This is a genomic window from Chromohalobacter israelensis DSM 3043, assembly GCF_000055785.1.
GTDB classification, from domain to species: domain Bacteria; phylum Pseudomonadota; class Gammaproteobacteria; order Pseudomonadales; family Halomonadaceae; genus Chromohalobacter; species Chromohalobacter israelensis.
Map to the genome: position 1 here is coordinate 2,761,041 of NC_007963.1, position 16,914 is coordinate 2,777,954.

The 16,914-nt window shown below is 66.1% G+C and carries 16 protein-coding genes; 9 read left to right on the forward strand and 7 right to left on the reverse strand.

Features of this window, described 5'->3' with window-relative positions:
* The first annotated feature begins 142 nt into the window (after positions 1-142).
* The 8 genes from CSAL_RS12455 to CSAL_RS12490 all read left to right on the forward strand — a co-directional run bounded on the left by CSAL_RS12455 (position 143) and on the right by CSAL_RS12490 (position 9,086).
* On the forward strand, positions 143-1,309 hold the full coding sequence (locus CSAL_RS12455) for an aromatic ring-hydroxylating oxygenase subunit alpha (RefSeq protein ID WP_011507748.1): 1,167 nt from the start codon (positions 143-145) through the stop codon (positions 1,307-1,309).
* Positions 1,306-2,073, forward strand: a complete 768-nt coding sequence (locus CSAL_RS12460; protein ID WP_011507749.1) for an SDR family NAD(P)-dependent oxidoreductase — start codon at positions 1,306-1,308, stop codon at positions 2,071-2,073. The genes CSAL_RS12455 and CSAL_RS12460 overlap by 4 nt, the downstream gene beginning before the upstream one ends.
* Positions 2,074-2,139: 66 nt before the next feature.
* Entirely contained in the window at positions 2,140-3,099 is a 960-nt protein-coding gene (locus CSAL_RS12465) for an ABC transporter substrate-binding protein (RefSeq protein WP_011507750.1), read from the forward strand.
* 29 nt (positions 3,100-3,128) lie between these two features.
* Positions 3,129-4,793 (forward strand): choline dehydrogenase, encoded by a 1,665-nt coding sequence (locus CSAL_RS12470; RefSeq protein WP_011507751.1) that lies wholly within the window; start codon positions 3,129-3,131, stop codon positions 4,791-4,793.
* A gap of 12 nt (positions 4,794-4,805) precedes the next feature.
* Positions 4,806-5,759 carry a PDR/VanB family oxidoreductase gene (locus tag CSAL_RS12475; protein ID WP_011507752.1) on the forward strand — a complete coding sequence of 318 codons (954 nt, stop codon included), beginning with the start codon at positions 4,806-4,808 and terminating at the stop codon, positions 5,757-5,759.
* Positions 5,760-5,810: 51 nt separating this feature from the next.
* Positions 5,811-7,310, forward strand: coding sequence for an aldehyde dehydrogenase (locus tag CSAL_RS12480; RefSeq protein ID WP_011507753.1), 1,500 nt, complete (start codon positions 5,811-5,813; stop codon positions 7,308-7,310).
* 35 nt (positions 7,311-7,345) lie between these two features.
* Complete coding sequence (locus CSAL_RS12485; RefSeq protein ID WP_011507754.1) at positions 7,346-8,080, forward strand: class II aldolase and adducin N-terminal domain-containing protein; 735 nt, start codon at positions 7,346-7,348, stop codon at positions 8,078-8,080.
* Positions 8,073-9,086 carry a GlxA family transcriptional regulator gene (locus CSAL_RS12490; protein WP_011507755.1) on the forward strand — a complete coding sequence of 338 codons (1,014 nt, stop codon included), beginning with the start codon at positions 8,073-8,075 and terminating at the stop codon, positions 9,084-9,086. The genes CSAL_RS12485 and CSAL_RS12490 overlap by 8 nt, the downstream gene beginning before the upstream one ends.
* Positions 9,087-9,099: 13 nt before the next feature.
* On the opposite strand, the gene phaC is transcribed toward CSAL_RS12490, so the two are convergent.
* The 5 genes from phaC to prmB form a co-directional block, all read right to left on the reverse strand.
* On the reverse strand, positions 9,100-10,953 hold the full coding sequence (gene phaC / locus CSAL_RS12495; protein WP_011507756.1) for a class I poly(R)-hydroxyalkanoic acid synthase: 1,854 nt from the start codon (positions 10,951-10,953) through the stop codon (positions 9,100-9,102).
* 204 nt (positions 10,954-11,157) lie between these two features.
* Positions 11,158-11,610: a phasin family protein gene (locus tag CSAL_RS12500; protein WP_011507757.1), complete on the reverse strand. Its 453-nt coding sequence runs from the start codon at positions 11,608-11,610 to the stop codon at positions 11,158-11,160.
* Positions 11,611-11,716: 106 nt separating this feature from the next.
* Entirely contained in the window at positions 11,717-12,049 is a 333-nt protein-coding gene (locus tag CSAL_RS12505) for a hypothetical protein (protein WP_342341600.1), read from the reverse strand.
* 96 nt (positions 12,050-12,145) lie between these two features.
* Positions 12,146-13,231: a chorismate synthase gene (gene aroC, locus CSAL_RS12510; protein ID WP_011507759.1), complete on the reverse strand. Its 1,086-nt coding sequence runs from the start codon at positions 13,229-13,231 to the stop codon at positions 12,146-12,148.
* 17 nt (positions 13,232-13,248) lie between these two features.
* A complete protein-coding gene (gene prmB / locus CSAL_RS12515; protein ID WP_011507760.1) occupies positions 13,249-14,202 on the reverse strand; it encodes a 50S ribosomal protein L3 N(5)-glutamine methyltransferase in 954 nt (317 codons plus the stop codon).
* Positions 14,203-14,331: 129 nt separating this feature from the next.
* On the opposite strand from prmB, the gene CSAL_RS12520 reads away from it, so the two are divergent.
* Positions 14,332-14,925, forward strand: a complete 594-nt coding sequence (locus CSAL_RS12520) for a Smr/MutS family protein (RefSeq protein ID WP_043558534.1) — start codon at positions 14,332-14,334, stop codon at positions 14,923-14,925.
* A 16-nt stretch (positions 14,926-14,941) separates the two neighbouring features.
* Here CSAL_RS12520 and CSAL_RS12525 read toward each other — a convergent pair whose 3' ends face one another.
* Both CSAL_RS12525 and CSAL_RS12530 read right to left on the reverse strand, forming a co-directional pair.
* A complete protein-coding gene (locus CSAL_RS12525; protein ID WP_011507762.1) occupies positions 14,942-15,985 on the reverse strand; it encodes a patatin-like phospholipase family protein in 1,044 nt (347 codons plus the stop codon).
* Between the two features lie 40 nt (positions 15,986-16,025).
* On the reverse strand, positions 16,026-16,895 hold the full coding sequence (locus tag CSAL_RS12530) for an alpha/beta fold hydrolase (protein WP_011507763.1): 870 nt from the start codon (positions 16,893-16,895) through the stop codon (positions 16,026-16,028).
* Positions 16,896-16,914 lie beyond the last annotated feature (19 nt).

Sequence of the window (16,914 nt, forward strand, 5' to 3'; positions counted from 1 at the left end):
GATTTGATCGATAGCGACGCAAAAACGCCGTTTATTATCAACCGGTCCGCCACGTCGTGTCAGAAAACATCATGTGGGCCGTTCGGTGCCGCCTTAGCCTTGTGCCAGACCAACGACACAAACCGCTTGCATGAGGCAGGACATGACCGACACGACTCCCCAAGCGTGGGCGGAGCAGCCCGCGGAAAAGGCACTGACCCTTCCGTCCCGTTATTTCTACGACCCCCAACTGTTCGCCGCCGAACGTGACCGCATCTTCATGGGTGCCTGGCATTTCGCCTGCCACGTCAACGAGGTGACCGAGCCCGGCGCCTTCGTGGTGCGCGACATCTTCGATCAGAGCGTCATCGTGATGCGGGACCGTCAGGGCGAGCTGCACGCCTTTCACAATGTCTGCCAGCACCGTGGCAACCGCCTGCTCGACGAGACACGCGGCGTGCAGAAGGGCGTCATCCGGTGTGCCTATCATTCCTGGTGCTACGGGCTGGACGGCAGCCTGCGTGCCGCACCGCGCAGCGATCGGATCGCGGCCTTCAATGTCGACGACTACCACATCCCACCGGTACGCCTGGAAGTCTTCGCCGGGTGCGTCTACTTCAATCTCGATCCCGACGCGACCGACATGCAGACGCTCTTCCCCGGGGCCGAGGCCGCCATCCGCGAGGCGATTCCGGACCTGGACGCCATGCAACTGATCCAGGAAGACGACGTCATCGTCCCGGCCAACTGGAAAGTGATCATGGACAACTCCATCGAGGGCTATCACTTCCAGCTTTCGGGGCCCCATCACGTCGACCTGGCCGCCCTGATCGATTTCGATGGCTACCGCCTGACCCATCACGACAACTGGTGGACCTACGGCGCACCGCCCAATGCCGATGCCAAGCAGGCATACGGCGTGCCGCTGGAGCGTCCGGCCGGCAACGGCGACGGCTTTTTCAACATCGGCATCTGGCCGCACAACACCTTCTACCAGTTCCCCTTCTCGCAGTGCATGGGCACGTTCATGATCATCCCGCTGGATGCCGAGCGCTCGATCCTGCGCTTCGGGTATTACACCCCGCACGACACGCTGCCGGAAGTGACCAGGGCCAGCATGCGCTGGATGAACGAAGAACTCGGCCCCGAGGACATCGAACTCAACATCAGCGTGCAGAAAGGCCTGCACTCGCTGGGCTACGATCAGGGCCGCTACATGATCGATGCCGCACGCAGCAACGAAAGCGAGCATCTGGTGCTGCACTTCCACCGCCTGGTGTTCCAGGCCTTGCAGGGTGACGCCAGCACGCCCCAGGAGGCGCCGTCATGACATTCACCGGTCAACGCGTGCTGGTGACCGGCGGCGCCCGCGGTATCGGCGCCGCCACGGCACGGCGCTTTCTCGAACAGGGGGCGCGCGTCGCCATCGGCGCGCGCCGAGAGGCCTCCGTCGAGGCGTTCCGCGATTCGCTGGCGAATACCGAGCTTGCCTCGGCCACGGTGGAATCCGCCGTGGGCGAGATCGGCACCCAGGCCGAGTGCCGGGCGGTCGTGGAAACTGCCGTCGCGCGCCTCGGTGGGCTCGACATTCTGGTCAATTGCGCCGGCGTCTTCGAGGAAGTGCCCTTCGAAGCGGTCACGCAGGAACACTGGGACAGCACGTTCCGCGTCAACGTGGGCGGCACCTTCTTCTGCCTCCAGGCGGCGCTACCGCACCTGGAGGCCAGTGGCGGCAACGTCGTCAACCTGGGTTCGGATGCCGGCCTGATCGGCTTCCCACCGAGCAGCGTCTACTCCGGTGCCAAGGCCGCCGTGGTCAACCTGACCCGCGCCCTGGCCCTGGAGCTGGCCGGCCGCATACGGATCAACTGCGTGTGCCCGGGCAATGTCGAGACCGACATGATTCAGCACGCCGCCGAGGCCAGCGGCGAGCCACACGCCTACCTGGACGCGGCCCATCGACGAGCGCCCCTGCAACGCATGGGAAAACCGCAAGAGATCGCCGATGCCGTGCTCTATCTCGCCTCTCCCCAGGCCGGCTTCACCCATGGCGCCATCCTGTCCGTCGACGGTGGCGGCGTGTGCGGCTTTTGAGCTCGCGCAGGCCCGCTCGCCGCACCTGACGGCAACACAACGACAACACATCACGAGGAGACTCCCATGACCGCTACCCCCCGACACCGCACCCCACTGGGCCGCTTGACGTCCACGTTGCTCGGCGGCGCCATGGGCGCGCTGCTGCTCGCGCCTTTCGGGCTCGCCCAGGCCGAGGACGACATGGTCCGCTTCGGCACGCCGCAATGGCCCGGCGCCACCGTCAAGTCGGAAGTGGCGCGACAACTGCTGGACACGCTCGGCTATCGCACCTCGCTGCGGGAAGCCAGCTCGTCGATCATCCTGGAAGGCATGGCGAGCGGCGATCTCGACGTCAACATGGCGCTCTGGCGGCCGTCGCAAAGCGGCATGCTCGAGCCCCGCCTGGCGGCCGGCGAGCTGGTCGAAGTCGTCAAGAACATCGACGGCGCGCGCTTTCAGCTCGCGGTGCCCGAATACGTGTGGGACGCCGGTGTGCACTCGATGGCCGATCTCGCCGAGCACGCGGAACGCTTCGGCCGCACCTTCTATGGCATCGAGCCGGGCAATGTCGGCAACGAATTGATGCAGAACGCCATCGACGACGGCACCTACGGCCTGGATGACTGGCGAGTCGCCGCGTCCAGCGAGACCGGCATGATGTCGCAGGTCGAAAGCGACATCCGCAACGAGCAATGGGTCGCGTTCCTGGGCTGGGAACCGCACTGGATGAACGTCGACTTCGACATTCGCTACCTGGAGGACCCCGAGAACCTCTGGGGCGACGCCAGCTCGGTATCCACGGTGGTCGCCAGCGACTTCGCCGAGCGTCATCCCAACGTCATCGCCTTTCTCGACAACATGGTCGTGCCCATCGCCGTCCAGGACCAGTGGGTCTACGCCTACAGCCGCGAGGACCAGCCGCTGGAAGCGGTCGCCGCGACCTGGATCCAGTCGCACCCCGAACGGGTCAACGCCTGGCTCGAGGGCGTGACCACCGCGGATGGCGAGACCCGCGCGCAAGACGCCTATCAGGCCTCGCGTTGACCTTCCGCCCTTCGCCACAGGATGCCTGCATGACGACTCATCGAGATTACGATTACATCATCGTCGGGGCGGGATCGGCCGGCTGCGTGCTGGCCGACCGACTCACCGCCGATGGCGAATCCCGGGTGTTGCTGCTCGAAGCCGGCCCCCGCGATCGCTCGTGGACCATCGACATGCCGGCCGCCATGGGGGCGGCCATCGATGGACCACGCTTCAACTGGCACTATTGGTCGGGTCCCGAACCCTACCTCGACGGACGGCACATCGCCACACCACGTGGACGCACGCTGGGCGGCTCGTCGTCGATCAACGGCATGGTGTACATCCGCGGTCACGCCCGCGATTACGATGCCTGGGAAGATGCCGGCTCTCCCGGCTGGGGTTACCGGCACGTCTTGCCCTACTTTCGCCGCGCCGAGACCCACGAACTGGGCGCCGATGCCTACCACGGCGAGACGGGGCCGCTGCATGTCAGTGCCGGGCGCCCCGAGGATCCCCTGGCAAAAGCCTTCCTGGCCGCCGGCGAAGAAGCCGGCTATGCCGCCAGCGACGACCTCAACGGCTATCGTCAGGAAGGCTTCGGCCGCGTCGATCGCACGACGCGCGCCGGCAGGCGCTGGAGCACGGCGCGTGGCTACCTGGCGCGCGCCGAGACGCGCGACAACCTGACGGTCGTGACCCATGCGCTGGCGCAGCGCGTGTTGATCGGCGAGACCGGTGCCGAAGGCATCGAATATCGCCACGCCGACACGCTGCACCGGGCACACGCCACCCGCGAGGTCATCCTGGCGGGCGGCGCCATCAACAGTCCCCAGTTGCTGATGCTCTCCGGCATCGGCCCCGACGACGAACTGACCCGCTGGAGCATTCCTCGCGTGCATACGCTCGAGGGCGTGGGCCGCCGCCTCAGCGACCACCCGGACACCGTCGTGGCATACCGCTGCCGCCGGCCGGTCTCGCATGCCCCCTGGACCCACGCTCCCCGCAAGTGGTGGCTGGGCATGCGCTGGTTCCTCGACCGGCGCGGCCTCGCGGCGAGCAACCAGTTCGATGCCGGCGCCTTCATCCGCTCGCGGGCAGGGGTCGAGCATCCCGACATCCAGTTGACGTTCATGTCCCTGGCCATCGCGCCCGGCACCACCGAAAGCCTGCGCGAGCATGCGTTCCAGGTGCACATCGACTTGATGCGCCCCACGAGCATGGGCCGCCTGCGCCTCAGGAGCGCGGACCCCGCACAGGCGCCGGAGATCGTCTTCAACTACCTGGCCACCGAGCGCGATCGCGCCGACATGCGCGCGGCCGTGCGTCGCGTCAGGGAACTGATCGAGCAGCCGGCTTTCGCGGCGTTGCGGGGCGAGGAAATCTCCCCCGGCGCCGACTGCCAGAGCGATGAGGCGCTGGATGCCTGGGCGCGCGCCACCACCGAAACCGGCTATCACGCCGCCGGCACCTGCAAGATGGGACCGGCCGACGATCCGGAGGCCGTGGTCGACCCCGAGCTTCGCGTGCATGGCATCAGTGGTCTGCGCGTGGTCGATGCCTCGATCATGCCTCGCGTGGTCAGCGGCAACACCAATGCGCCGACCGTCATGATCGCCGAAAAGGCCAGCGACATGATCCTCGGCCACGCGCCTCCGGCGCCCTCGGATGCACCCTTCTGGCTGCATGACGACTGGCAGCACCAGCAACGTTGAGGAGGACATGCCATGACCGCGACGCCATTCGAGGTCGTGATCGACAGCCACCAGCGGCTATCGAGCGCTATCTACCAGATCGAGTTGGTCGCCGCCGATGGCGCCGCCCTGCCGCCGGCCCCGGCGGGCGCTCATCTCGAGGTGCGCCTCCCCAATGGCCTGATACGTCACTATTCGCTGCTGGACGACGCGCGTCACGGCCGCTATCGCATCGGCGTGCTGCATGACCCGGCATCCCGCGGGGGATCCGCCTTCCTGGCCGAGCAGGCAAGCGTCGGTACGCGGCTGTGCGTCTCTGCGCCCCGGGACCGCTTTCCCCTCGCCGACGACCGGCAGCACTACCGGCTGATCGGAGGCGGGATCGGCATCACGCCGCTCGTCGCCATGGCGCGCCGACTCGTCGAGCGGGGCGATACGGTCGAGGTGCATTACCTGGTACGTCACCGGGACGAGGCGGCGTTCCTCGACGAACTTCGCGCGTTCCTGCCCGCATCACAGTTGCACCTGCACGCCTCCGCCACGCAGGGAAGGCTCGCCCCGCGTGCGCTGCTGGGCGACTACACGCCGGAGACCGGGGTCTATGCCTGCGGCCCCGAAGGCCTGCTGGACGCCTTGACCGACGCGGCACGGGCGTGGCCTCCGGGCGCACTGCAAATGGAACGCTTCCGCGGCGCATCGCAAGCGCCGGCAGCGCGTACCACGCCTTGCCGGATCGAGCTCGCGCGCAGCGACAAGCAGTTCACGCTCGCCGAGGACGAAACCCTGCTCGACGGTCTGGCGCGCGCCGGGGCGGCGCCGGACAGCCTGTGCTGCGAAGGCGCCTGCGGCACCTGCGGTATCCCCGTGCTCGAAGGCGAGGTCGAGCATCGCGACGTTCTTCAGTCCGATGCCGAAAAAGCCGCCAACGACATCATTTACGTCTGCGTTTCGCGTCCCAAGGGGGAGCGCCTGGTGCTCGACCTGTAAGGTCGGCGCGAGCGCTTTCCACGCCCATTCGACAATCGCCAAGGTATGGTCATGTCTTCCTCTCTCCTGTCCACCACCCACGCCGACTGGCAACACCGTGCCGCTACCCTCTCGCTGGATGGCGCCGCCTACATCGACGGTCACCGCTATGTGACGCGCCAGGGTGAATCCCTCGCGTCGATCAACCCCATGACGGGCACGTCGCTGACGGAGATCGCGGCCTGCGGCCCGGCGGATATCGATGCCGCGGTCGATGCGGCACGCCGCGCGTTCGAGCTCGGTGCCTGGTCACGCGCCGAGCCGACGACACGCCGCCGGTGCCTGCAGGCGCTCGCCACTCAGGTGCGCGACCACGCCGAGGAACTCGCCCTGCTCGACAGCCTGGAGGCCGGCAAGTGCATTCACGAAGCCCTGGACGACGTCGAGGAGGCGGCCCTGCTCTTCGACTGGTTCGGCGAGCTCCAGGACAAATGCTATGACCAGCTCGCGCCCAGTCCCAATCGCGTGCAGGCCACGGTGGCCCACGAGCCCCTCGGCGTCGTTGCCGCCGTGGTCCCGTGGAACTTTCCCCTGCATAACGCGGCGGTGAAACTGGCGCCCGCGCTGGCCGCCGGCAACAGCGTGGTGCTCAAGCCCGCCGAGGAATCGTCGCTCTCCGCGCTGCGCCTGGCGGAACTCGCGACCCAGGCCGGCCTCCCGCCCGGGGTTCTCAATGTCGTGCCGGGATACGGGCATGTCGCCGGCGAAGCGCTGGGGCGGCATGCGGGTGTCGACGCGCTCGGCTTCACCGGCTCCACCGAGATCGGCAAACGCTTTCTGGTCTACTCGGGCGAATCCAACATGAAACCCGTGTGGCTGGAATGCGGCGGCAAGAGCCCGCATCTGGTGTTCGACGATTGCCCCGATCTGGAGGCCGCCGTGGACAACGCCGTGGCCGGCATCTTCACCAATGCCGGCCAGGTCTGCTCGGCGCATTCGCGCCTGTTGCTGCAAGAGGGCATCGCCGAGCGCTTCCTCGAGGCCCTGCAGGCACGTATCGCGACGCTCGTGCCGGGAGATCCGCTCGATCCGGCGACGACGCTCGGCCCGCTCGTCAGCCAGGCACAGTTCGACAAGGTTCGCGACTATCTGACGGTCGGCAAGCGCGAGGCCACGCTGTTGTGCGGCGGCGAGACGCTGCAGGCGGCGGGCGGCGACTTGTTCGTCGCCCCCACGGTATTCACCGATGTCGAACCGCATCACCGGCTCTTCCAGGAGGAGATTTTCGGTCCCGTGCTCAGCGTGACGCGCTTCAGCGACGAGCGCCAGGGCGTGACATTGGCCAATGCCAGCCAGTATGGTTTGGCAGCGTCCCTGTGGACCGCAGACCTGGGACGCGCCCATCGCTTTTGCGATGCCCTGCAGGCCGGCACCGTGACGGTCAATGGCGTCGATGCCGTCAGCCCGCAGACGCCTTTCGGCGGCATGAAGCAATCCGGCATCGGTCGCGACTACGCGCTGGCCGGCATGCACAAATACATGGCGCTCAAGACGCGCTGGATCCACTATTGATGGCCTCGGTTTCGCCATCGCCACAGGAGCGAGACATGACGACCGCTACCGAGCTTCCCGGTACTCCCCGCGAACAGCTGGCCTGCGCGTTCCGCTGGCTGGCCCGCCTCGACATGCACGAAGGCGTCGCCAATCACTGCAGCCTGGCCACCCAGGCGGACGGCAGGCGCTTTCTGGTCAACCCCGAAGGGCGTCATTTCGCGGAGATGCGTGCCAGCGACCTCGTCGAGGTGGATGCCAGCGCCGCACAACGTCCCGAATCCATCGACCCCACCGCCTGGGCCATTCACGGCGCCATGCACCGCCAGGGCCGCGGCGTGGGATGCGTGATGCATGCCCACTCGCTCTACGCCACCGCCCTGGCCTGCCTGGAGACGCCGGAGCTGCCGCCGGTGGAACAGAACGCCATGCGCTTCTTCGAGCGGGTGCACATCGATGCCGGATTCGATGGCATGGGGCTCGACGAAGAAGCGGAACGCCTCGGCAAGCTGGCCGGCACGGCGCCGATCCTCCTGCTCGGCAATCATGGCGTGGTCGCCACCGGCCAGGACGTCGCCGAAGCCTTCGACCACCTCTACTACTTCGAGCGTGCCTGCCGCTCCTATCTGGTGGCCCGTGCCAGCGGCCTTCCCGTGCGTCCCGTCGCGCCCGAGATCGCACGCAAGACCGCCCGGCAATGGGAGGATTATCTGGCGCAAGGCTCGGCGCACATGCACCTTGCCGCCTTGATGCGCCTGCTCGATCGCGACGCCCCCGATTACCGTGATTGACACGCGACGTCCGACGCCCGGGCCGGAGCGCATCGCGATCCTGCTGATGCCGCAGTTTTCCTTTGCCGGTCTGGGCGCGATTCTGGATCCGCTGTTCATCGTCAACTGGCTGACTCAGGAATCGCGCTTCAAGTGGCAGTTGCTGGGCAGCGATGCCACGGTCGCCGCCTCCAACGGCGTCCCCCTGAACGTGGATACCGAGTGGCCGGCACCGGCCGATCTGGACAGCGTGTTCGTCCTCGCCAGTTTCGAGACCAAGACGTATACCGGCGACAAGCGCATCGCCATGTGGCTGCGCCAGTGTGCGGCGGCCGGGGTGGCGTTGGGCGGCATCGAGATGGGCAGCGAAGTACTGGCCGCGGCGGGCGTGCTCGACGAGCATCAGGTGGCCGTGCACTGGGATAATCTGGAAGGCTTTCGCGAGCTTTATCCACGCATCCAGGCCACCAGCGACCTCTATCGCATCGCCGGCCAGCGGCTGAGCTGCGCCGGTGGCACCGCCGTGCTCGACATGATGTTCGCCTGGCTCACGCCACGTGTGGAGCCGCCCTACATGGAGGAATTGCGCAATCACTTGCTGGAACGCCGCCAGCGTCGCGACGACAGCGAACAATTGTCGGCGGCCCCCGAGCACCATGTCGAGACGTCGGCGCAGTTGCGCAAGGTGATTCGCACCATGCGCCGCACCCTGGAAACGCCGCTCTCGGCACCGGCGCTGGCTGCCCTCGTCGGGCTCTCGCCGCGCCAGCTGGAGCGGCGCTTCAAGGCCGAACTCGGTGTCACGCCGATTCGTTACTATCTCTGGCTGCGCATCAATCGCGCGCATCGACTGCTGCAGCAGACCGACCTGAGCGTGGCAGAGGTCGCCAGTTGCGCCGGCTTCGGCTCCCTGGAGCATTTCTCACGTGCCTACCGGCGCTTCTTCGGCTGCGCCCCCAGCGACGACCGCCTGCAATCGCGAGACGCCCCGGTGGTCCCGGTGCGACTCTTCCCGATCAAGCGCTGAGCGCCCTCGATCGTCACGACAAGTCGCTATCTTCCGGGGCCGTCCCGGAAAGCACGTCGGGAATGGTCTGCCGTACATAGCGGCCCGGCGCGGGCTCGATGGGGGACAACTCGCCATCACCGGGATGTCGCGCCGCCACTGTCTTGTCGGGATCGGCATAGCGGTTGTCGGTCATCCAGGCTTGCCAATGCGGCCACCAGGAGCCTTCGCGATACTCGGTGTCCTCGAACCAGGCATCCGGGTCGTCGGGCATCTCGTCACGCGTCCAGTACCCGTATTTCTGGCGCGTCGGCGCATTGACGATGCCGGCGATGTGCCCGGCGCCTCCCAGCACGAAGGTGCGTGGTCCCTTGGGCAGGCGCGCACCGAGATAGCAGGTCCGCCACTTGGCGATATGGTCGTCACGCGTGGCCACGAAATAGCTCGGGGTCGACACCTTGCGCAGATCGATCCTGACGCCGTCCAGCTCGATGCCGCCGGGCTCGATGAGACGATTTTCCCGGTACATGTGACGGAGATACCAGCCGTGCGTGCCCGCCGGCAGGTTGGTGCCATCGCTGTTCCAGTACAACAGGTCGAAGGCCGGCGGCGTCTCGCCCTTGAGATAATTGCTGATGTAGAACGACCAGAAGAGATCGTTCTCGCGCAGCAAGTTGAAGGAAAAGGCCATGACCCGGCCATCGAGATAACCGTCACGCGCCAGTTGACGCTCGATGCCGGCCAGTACCGGCTCACTGAGGAACACGCCGATTTCGCCGGGATCGCTGAAGTCCAGCAAGGTCGCCATATAGGTCACCGAGCGGACCTTGCGGCCACGTCGGGTGCTGGTCAGATAGGCGACCGTGGTCGCCGCCAGCGTGCCGCCGATGCAGTAGCTCAGCAAGTTGACGGACTTCTCGCCGCAGGCTTGCTCGATCGCCGCCATGGCGGCGATCGGCCCCGACTGCATGTAGTCGGCCCAGGTCAGGTGACGCTGCTCCGGCCCGGGATTGCGCCAGGAGATCATGAAGACGGTATGCCCTTGCTCTACCAGCCACTTCACCATCGAGTTGTCCGACCGCAAGTCGAGGATGTAGTACTTGTTGATCCAGGGCGGCACGATCAGCAGCGGTGTCTTGAAGACCTTGTCGGTGGTCGGATGGTACTGGATCAACTGCATCACGTCGTTTTCGAAGACCACGTCTCCAGGCGTGATGGCGATGTTGTCACCCAGCCGAAAGGCGCTGCGATCGGTCATCGCGACATTGAGTCCTTCGGCGGAGTTGTCCAGGTCCTCGCGCAGCCGCCTGAGTCCCTCGACGAGATTCTGCCCTCGCGTCTCGAGCGTCTTGCGTACCACCTCGGGGTTGGTGGACACGAAATTGCTCGGCGCCAGCGCATTGACGTATTGCCGTGCATAGAATTCCAGCTGATGCCGCACGCGTGGGGGCAAACTGTCGAGGCTGACGAGCAGTTCCTCGATGGCACGCACGAACAACAGGTAATGCTGGAGAATGAAGCGGTAGAAAGGATGGGAATGCCAGGCGTCGTCGCGAAAGCGGCGATCATCGGGGCGCGGTTCGATCACCGGCGTCACCGTCTCCCCCATGATCTCGCGCAAGGCATTCTGCCACACTCGCCACTGATCCTGGGCCAGACGCATCTGCACGGTGTAGACCGCCGGGGCGTTGACGATCATGGCATCCGCCCCGATACGCAGGGTCTCCTGAATGTCGGCGTAGACCGAGGCACCTGCCTCGCTGGGCCACAGACGATTGAAGGCCTCCTGCATGAGGGCTTGATATTGCTCGTTGAAGGCAGTCACCTGGCGCTGCCAGGCGTGCGGGTCACTGAAGGCGCCATCGCCCTCCTCAGGCCCTTGCCACATACGCTCTCTCCCGGCCGCTTTTCGAACACGGCGAACCGAGGCGCTGTTCTCCCGAGCCTCGTCACGCCATCTCTTCACACCCGCTCTTCACACCCGCTCTTCACGCCAACGCTTCACACCCGCGTGGCACCCGCGCTACCCATCAGCGCGGCATGCCGAGTGGCAGCCGCCCTGCCGGGCGCGCTGCCGAACTCGGCGAACGCATTACTGCTTGCTGCTGCGTGAAGAGGACGACTGGTTGCCGCCGCTGGACGCCTTGGCGGGTTCAGACGCCTTGGCTGACTCGGATGCCGACTTCATGTTTTCCGACGCCTGATCGGCGGCGTTCTGCCCGGCTTCGGCCATCATGTCCTCGAGTTCGCTCTTGAACTTGAGACTGATGTCGGCCATGGCGCGGGCGTCCTCGAGCATTTGCTTGGACAGCGCGTTGAGCATGTCGGCCTGCTGGGTCGTGAAGTCACGCATGCCCTCGGCGTCCTTGACTTCGGAAGCGGCCCGCATGCGCTCCACGCCCAGTTGACTGTAGCGCTTCATGGCATCGAGCTGGTATTCGGTCATTCGCTCCATGTTGTCCAGCATCAGACCGTTGAACTTGCGCATGGGCTCGAAAAAGCCACGCGTTTGTTCGGAGAAGGCACTAAACATTTTGTCCTGCATGACGAATTCCTCCTGGAGGATCTAGGCGAGGCCAGTGCGCGTTATGCTGCACTGCACAAAGAATAGTCCTGCCTCGGCAGACTTGCAATTGCTGGATGTCAAGACCTCAGGGCTTTTTTCGTGTCGAACTGTGAGTCGTTTCATCCGACCGGGGCTCCGCCTGACGCAGCATGTCCATCAACATCTGCTGATAGTGACCGAAACTCGCGACGCCCTGGGCCATTCCCTGTTGCAGAAACGGCTGCATGAGGCTCCAGGGGTCGTATCCCTCGACGCCGGCTTCCATCTGCCGACGAACATGTGCCATCAGTTCCTGCTGAAAGGCCTCGACATCCGGCAGCCCCATCGCTTGCCGAAATTCCTGCGGGGTGAGGTCGAACTCGACATGGACTTTCATGCGCTGCTCCCGTTGCTGACTGCTTTCAGTGTAGCGAGCCATGGCCGAAACGTGAGCGACGGACATGAAAAAGCCCGCCTGGCACAGGCGGGCTGGATTCTGGATGACGCCGGTCATGCCTGGCTGAACGAAGCGCCTTCAGCCAAGACGCGGCGTGCTCACCTCGACATCGGCGTTCTGCGCCCGGTGACGCAGGTAATGATCCATGAGCGTCAGCGCCATCATCGCCTCGGCGATCGGCGTGGCCCGGATGCCGACACAAGGGTCGTGGCGTCCCTTGGTGACGACCTCGACTGCCTCCCCGTGCACATCGATCGAGCGCCCGGGCTGGGTGATGCTCGAGGTCGGCTTGAGTGCCAGATGCGCAATCAGGGGCTGCCCCGAGGAAATGCCGCCCAGCACTCCCCCGGCGTGGTTGGAGAGAAAGCCTTGCGGCGTCATTTCGTCGCGATGCTCGCTGCCCCGCTGGGCAACCGATGCGAAACCGTCCCCGATTTCCACGCCCTTGACCGCGTTGATGCTCATCAAGGCATGCGCCAGGTCGGCATCCAGGCGGTCGAAGACCGGTTCACCGAGCCCTACCGGCACGCCGTCGGCGACCACCGTGATGCGCGCGCCGACGCTGTCCTGGTCGCGCCGCAACTGATCCATGAAGGCTTCGAGCTCGGGAAGCTTGTCCGGATCGGGGCAGAAGAAGGGATTGGTGTCGACGGCCTCCCATTGCTTGAAGGCGATGTCGATGGGGCCCAACTGACTCATGTAACCGCGCACGCGAATGCCCTGCGAGGCCAGAAACTTGCGTGCAATGGCGCCGGCGGCGACGCGCATCGCGGTCTCCCGCGCGCTCGAGCGCCCGCCTCCGCGGTAATCGCGAATGCCATACTTGTGATGGTAGGTGTAATCGGCGTGGGCGGGCCGGAACTGGTCCTTGATCTTCGAGTAGTCCTTGGAGCGCTGATCGGTATTCTCGATCAGAAGGCCGATGGGCGTCCCGGTGGTGACGCCCTCGAACACCCCGGAAAGAATGCGCACCTGATCGGGCTCACGGCGCTGGGTGGTATGCCGCGACGTTCCCGGGCGGCGCCGATCAAGATCATGCTGCAAGTCCGAGGCCTCGAGCGCCACGCCCGGCGGGCAGCCATCGACGATGGCCCCCAGCGCCTCGCCGTGGCTCTCGCCGAAGGTGGTGACGGTGAACAACTTACCAAATGTATTACCGGACATTCCGCGCTCCTCAACGATCAGGCGAACGACGCCGCATATTGGTCAAGCTCGGCGGCGGTCAATGCAAACACGCCTTCGCCGCCACGCTCGAACTCGAGCCACAAGAACGGGACCTCGGGAAACGCCGCATCGAGATGGCGTGCGGAGTTCCCGACCTCGACGATCAGCACGCCGTCGTCGGTCAGATGCTCGCGCGCCTCGCGCAGCATGCGACGCACGATATCCAGCCCATCGTCGCCGGCCGCCAGGGCCAGGGTCGGCTCATGGCGGAACTCGGCGGGCATGCCCGCCAGGTCGCGCGCATCGACATAGGGAGGGTTGGAGACGATGACATCGTAGCGTTGCCCGGCCACGCCGGCGAACAGGTCCGAGGTCACCGCGCGCACGCGGTGGCCCACGTCGTGACGTACGATGTTGGCCTTGGCCACCGCCAGCGCGTCGGGGCTGATGTCCACCAGGTCCACCTCGGCCGTCGGCAGGTAAAGGGCCGTGGCGATGCCGATGCATCCCGAACCGGCGCACAGGTCCAGCACGCGCGCCGGCGGCCACTGGTCGAACCAGGCTGCAAAACCGTCCTCGATCAACTCCGCGATCGGCGAACGCGGAATCAACACCCGTTCGTCCACATCGAAGAGATGACCGGCGAAAAAGGCCTCACCCAGCAAATACGGCAGTGGCGTACGCGCCTCGATGCGCTGACGTACCAGCGCCACCACACGCTGACGCTCGAGCGGCAGCAAGCGCGCATCCAGCACCGCCGGATCGGTGTCCCAGGGCAGGTGCAACGCGCCCAGTACCAGCGCCACCGCTTCGTCCCACGCACTCGCCGTGCCATGCCCGAAGTGCAGCCGGTGGGCATTGAACTCGCTGGTCGCCCAGCGCAGACAGTCGCGCAGCGATACCAGGCCCTCGGCCAGGGCAGCGTCGTCGAGGGTGAGCGTGGAGACGTGGGTCGATCGGGAAGCGGGCACGATGCGTCCTGTTTAGCGGTTCCGTGGAACAGGCGATTGTACCCGGACGGCGCGCCGGTTCACAGCCGTTGGCAAGTCGCTATACTGGGGGCTTCGCAACCGACCGTGCCGCCCTTTGGGAGTTTCGTCATGAGCCGACGCCGTGGCCCGCCCGACGACGCCGACATCAACCTGTTCCGCCAGGCGCTGGAAAACGCCGGCGTGCGCCGCCTGCATGCCAACCGCGCCGACCCCGGACAAGCGCGCCGCCGCGATGACGACGATGCCCTGGCCGAGCGCCGCGCGGCCGCGACCAGCGCCGATAGCCAGGCGCCGACCAGCCGCACCAGCGACGGCCGTGTGGAGCCGGTGCGTCCCAGCGAGGCACTGGACTTCGCGGTGCCCGATCTCCCCTATCGCACACGCACGCAACTCAAGCGCGGCAATATCGCCTGGGAAGCCGGTCTGGACCTGCACGGCTACACCGTCAACGATGCCCGCGCGCAACTGGAAGCCTTCCTCCATGATGCCCACGGGCAGCGGTGGCGCTGCGTGCTCGTCGTTCATGGCAAGGCTCGCGCCTCGCAGTTGAGCGAGCGCGACGATTACCCCGTCATCAAGAGCCACGTCAACGCCTGGCTGCGCGAATGGCCGTCCGTGCTGGCCTTCTGCTCGGCGAAGGATGCGGATGGCGGCACCGGTGCGGTCTACGTGCTGCTGCGCCGCCGCGGCGACGCTCTATAGTCCGCGAACCAGCCGGCTAGCGGGACGACGGCGTGTTTCGCCCCGACATCACGGGATAGCGCCGGGCATCCGGCACATCGCCTTCCGCCACGGTCATGTCGCGCCGTCCTTCGTACCGGTCGATGGCCTGGGCAGCCAGATGGCGCCCCAATTGAATCAACGCCTCGGCGCGATGAAACTCGTAGGCGCCACAGACGCTCTTGGGCACTTCGATCAAGATATCGGGGGGATAGCCGGCCACCTTGTACTTGGCCAGTGCTGCCTGGGTGATATCGAACGAGGCCAGCATCATGTCGAGCTTGCTCCAGGCCCGCTCGGCGGCCGCCTGCTCGGTGAACTCGCTGACGTCGCCTTCGTCGCTGCCATTGCCGAACATGTGCTGCACACGCTGGCGAACACCCCCCAGCCAGCCACTGAATCCCTGCCCGCGGGATTCGCGTTCCCGCTCACGCGCCACTTCCTGGGCCGCCTCCTCGGGTGGCAGCAGTTCCTCGAGCGTGATCTGGCGCGACGTCTGCGCGGTCGAGTTGACCGCCACCACCAGGTCGGCGTGCACCGCCACGGTGGGGATGATCGGCAAGGGATTGAGCAATCCGCCATCGACCAGAATCTGGCCATCGAGATGCACCGGCGTGATGATGCCGGGCACCGCGATGGAGGCCCGAATCGCACGCAGCAGCGGCCCGCTCTGAAACCAGATTTCCTTTTGCCGGGTCAGGTCGGTGGCCACGGTCGTCAGCGGAATGCTCAGGTCCTCGATGCGGATATCTCCGATCAGGCTCTCGAGCTTGTTCATGACCTTGCTGGCACGCATCGCGCCCATCGGGCTCCAGGTCACGTCGACCAGCTTGAGCACATCGAAGTAATCCAGCTGGCAGACCCAGTCGCGGTATCCCTCGAGCTGCCCGGCAGCATAGATCCCGCCCACCAGGGCGCCCATCGAACAGCCCGAGATGGCGGCGATTTCATAGCCGCGCGAACGTACCTCGTCGATCACGCCGATGTGCGTATATCCACGCGCACCACCACTGCCCAGCACCAGCGCAATACGCTTGCCCATCTCAGCCCTCTCCTTTACGCATCATGCCGCCATCCGTCTTTCATGCACCCTCACGCTCATGGGCAACGATCGCCTCGGCCACCGCCGCCACGGCGTCGGCCTCGAGGTGAAGATGATGACCGCCGGGCAGGACGACCCGCGTGAGATTCGCCACCGCCGCCCTGGCCCGACGGGCATAGTCCCGCTCGACGAGGATACCGTCTTCGCCCTCGATCAACAGTACCGGCGCCTCGATACTGCGCAGCATCGACAGCATCTGTTCACTGCTGAAGCGCACCAGCGAGGGGCGCAGCAAGCGACTATCGGAGCGCAGGCGCACATGGCCGTCGTCTTCCTCGTCCAGATTGCGCCGTACCAGCGGGGCGGCCGTCACGGCATCGATGGGCGTCACGCCGCCCGCCACGCGTGCCGCGATGGCAGTGGCCTCGTCGGGATAGCGCGGCACCGAGGAACGCGAGCGGCGGCGCTGGATAAGCCCCATGCGCAATTGCTTGGCGGTGTCCTCGACCTCGGTGGTCAAGGTGCCCAGGCCGTCGATCAGCACCAGGTGCGCGACACGCTCCGGCATCGCCGCCGCCACCAGGCACGAGACGGCCGCTCCCATCGAATGCGCCAGCAACGGCGCGCACTCCAGCCCCAGGGCATCGAGTGCGTCCAGCACGTCCAGCGTATACTCCCAGATCGGGTAGTCGCCGCCTTCGGCCCGCGGCTGCGAGTGCCCGTGGCCGGGAAAGTCGATCGCGACGATGCGAATCCCCAGCGCCTCGACCAGCAACGGCGCCAGGCGCGAGAAGCTCTCGGCGTTATCCAGCCAGCCATGCAGCGCCAGCCATGTCGGCGCCTCGGGGTCGCCCCAGGCCAGGGCCGCGAGTCGCCCATGGGCGAGGGTCAGGGATTCGGGTTCGCGCATGAGGACTCCAACAAATCGT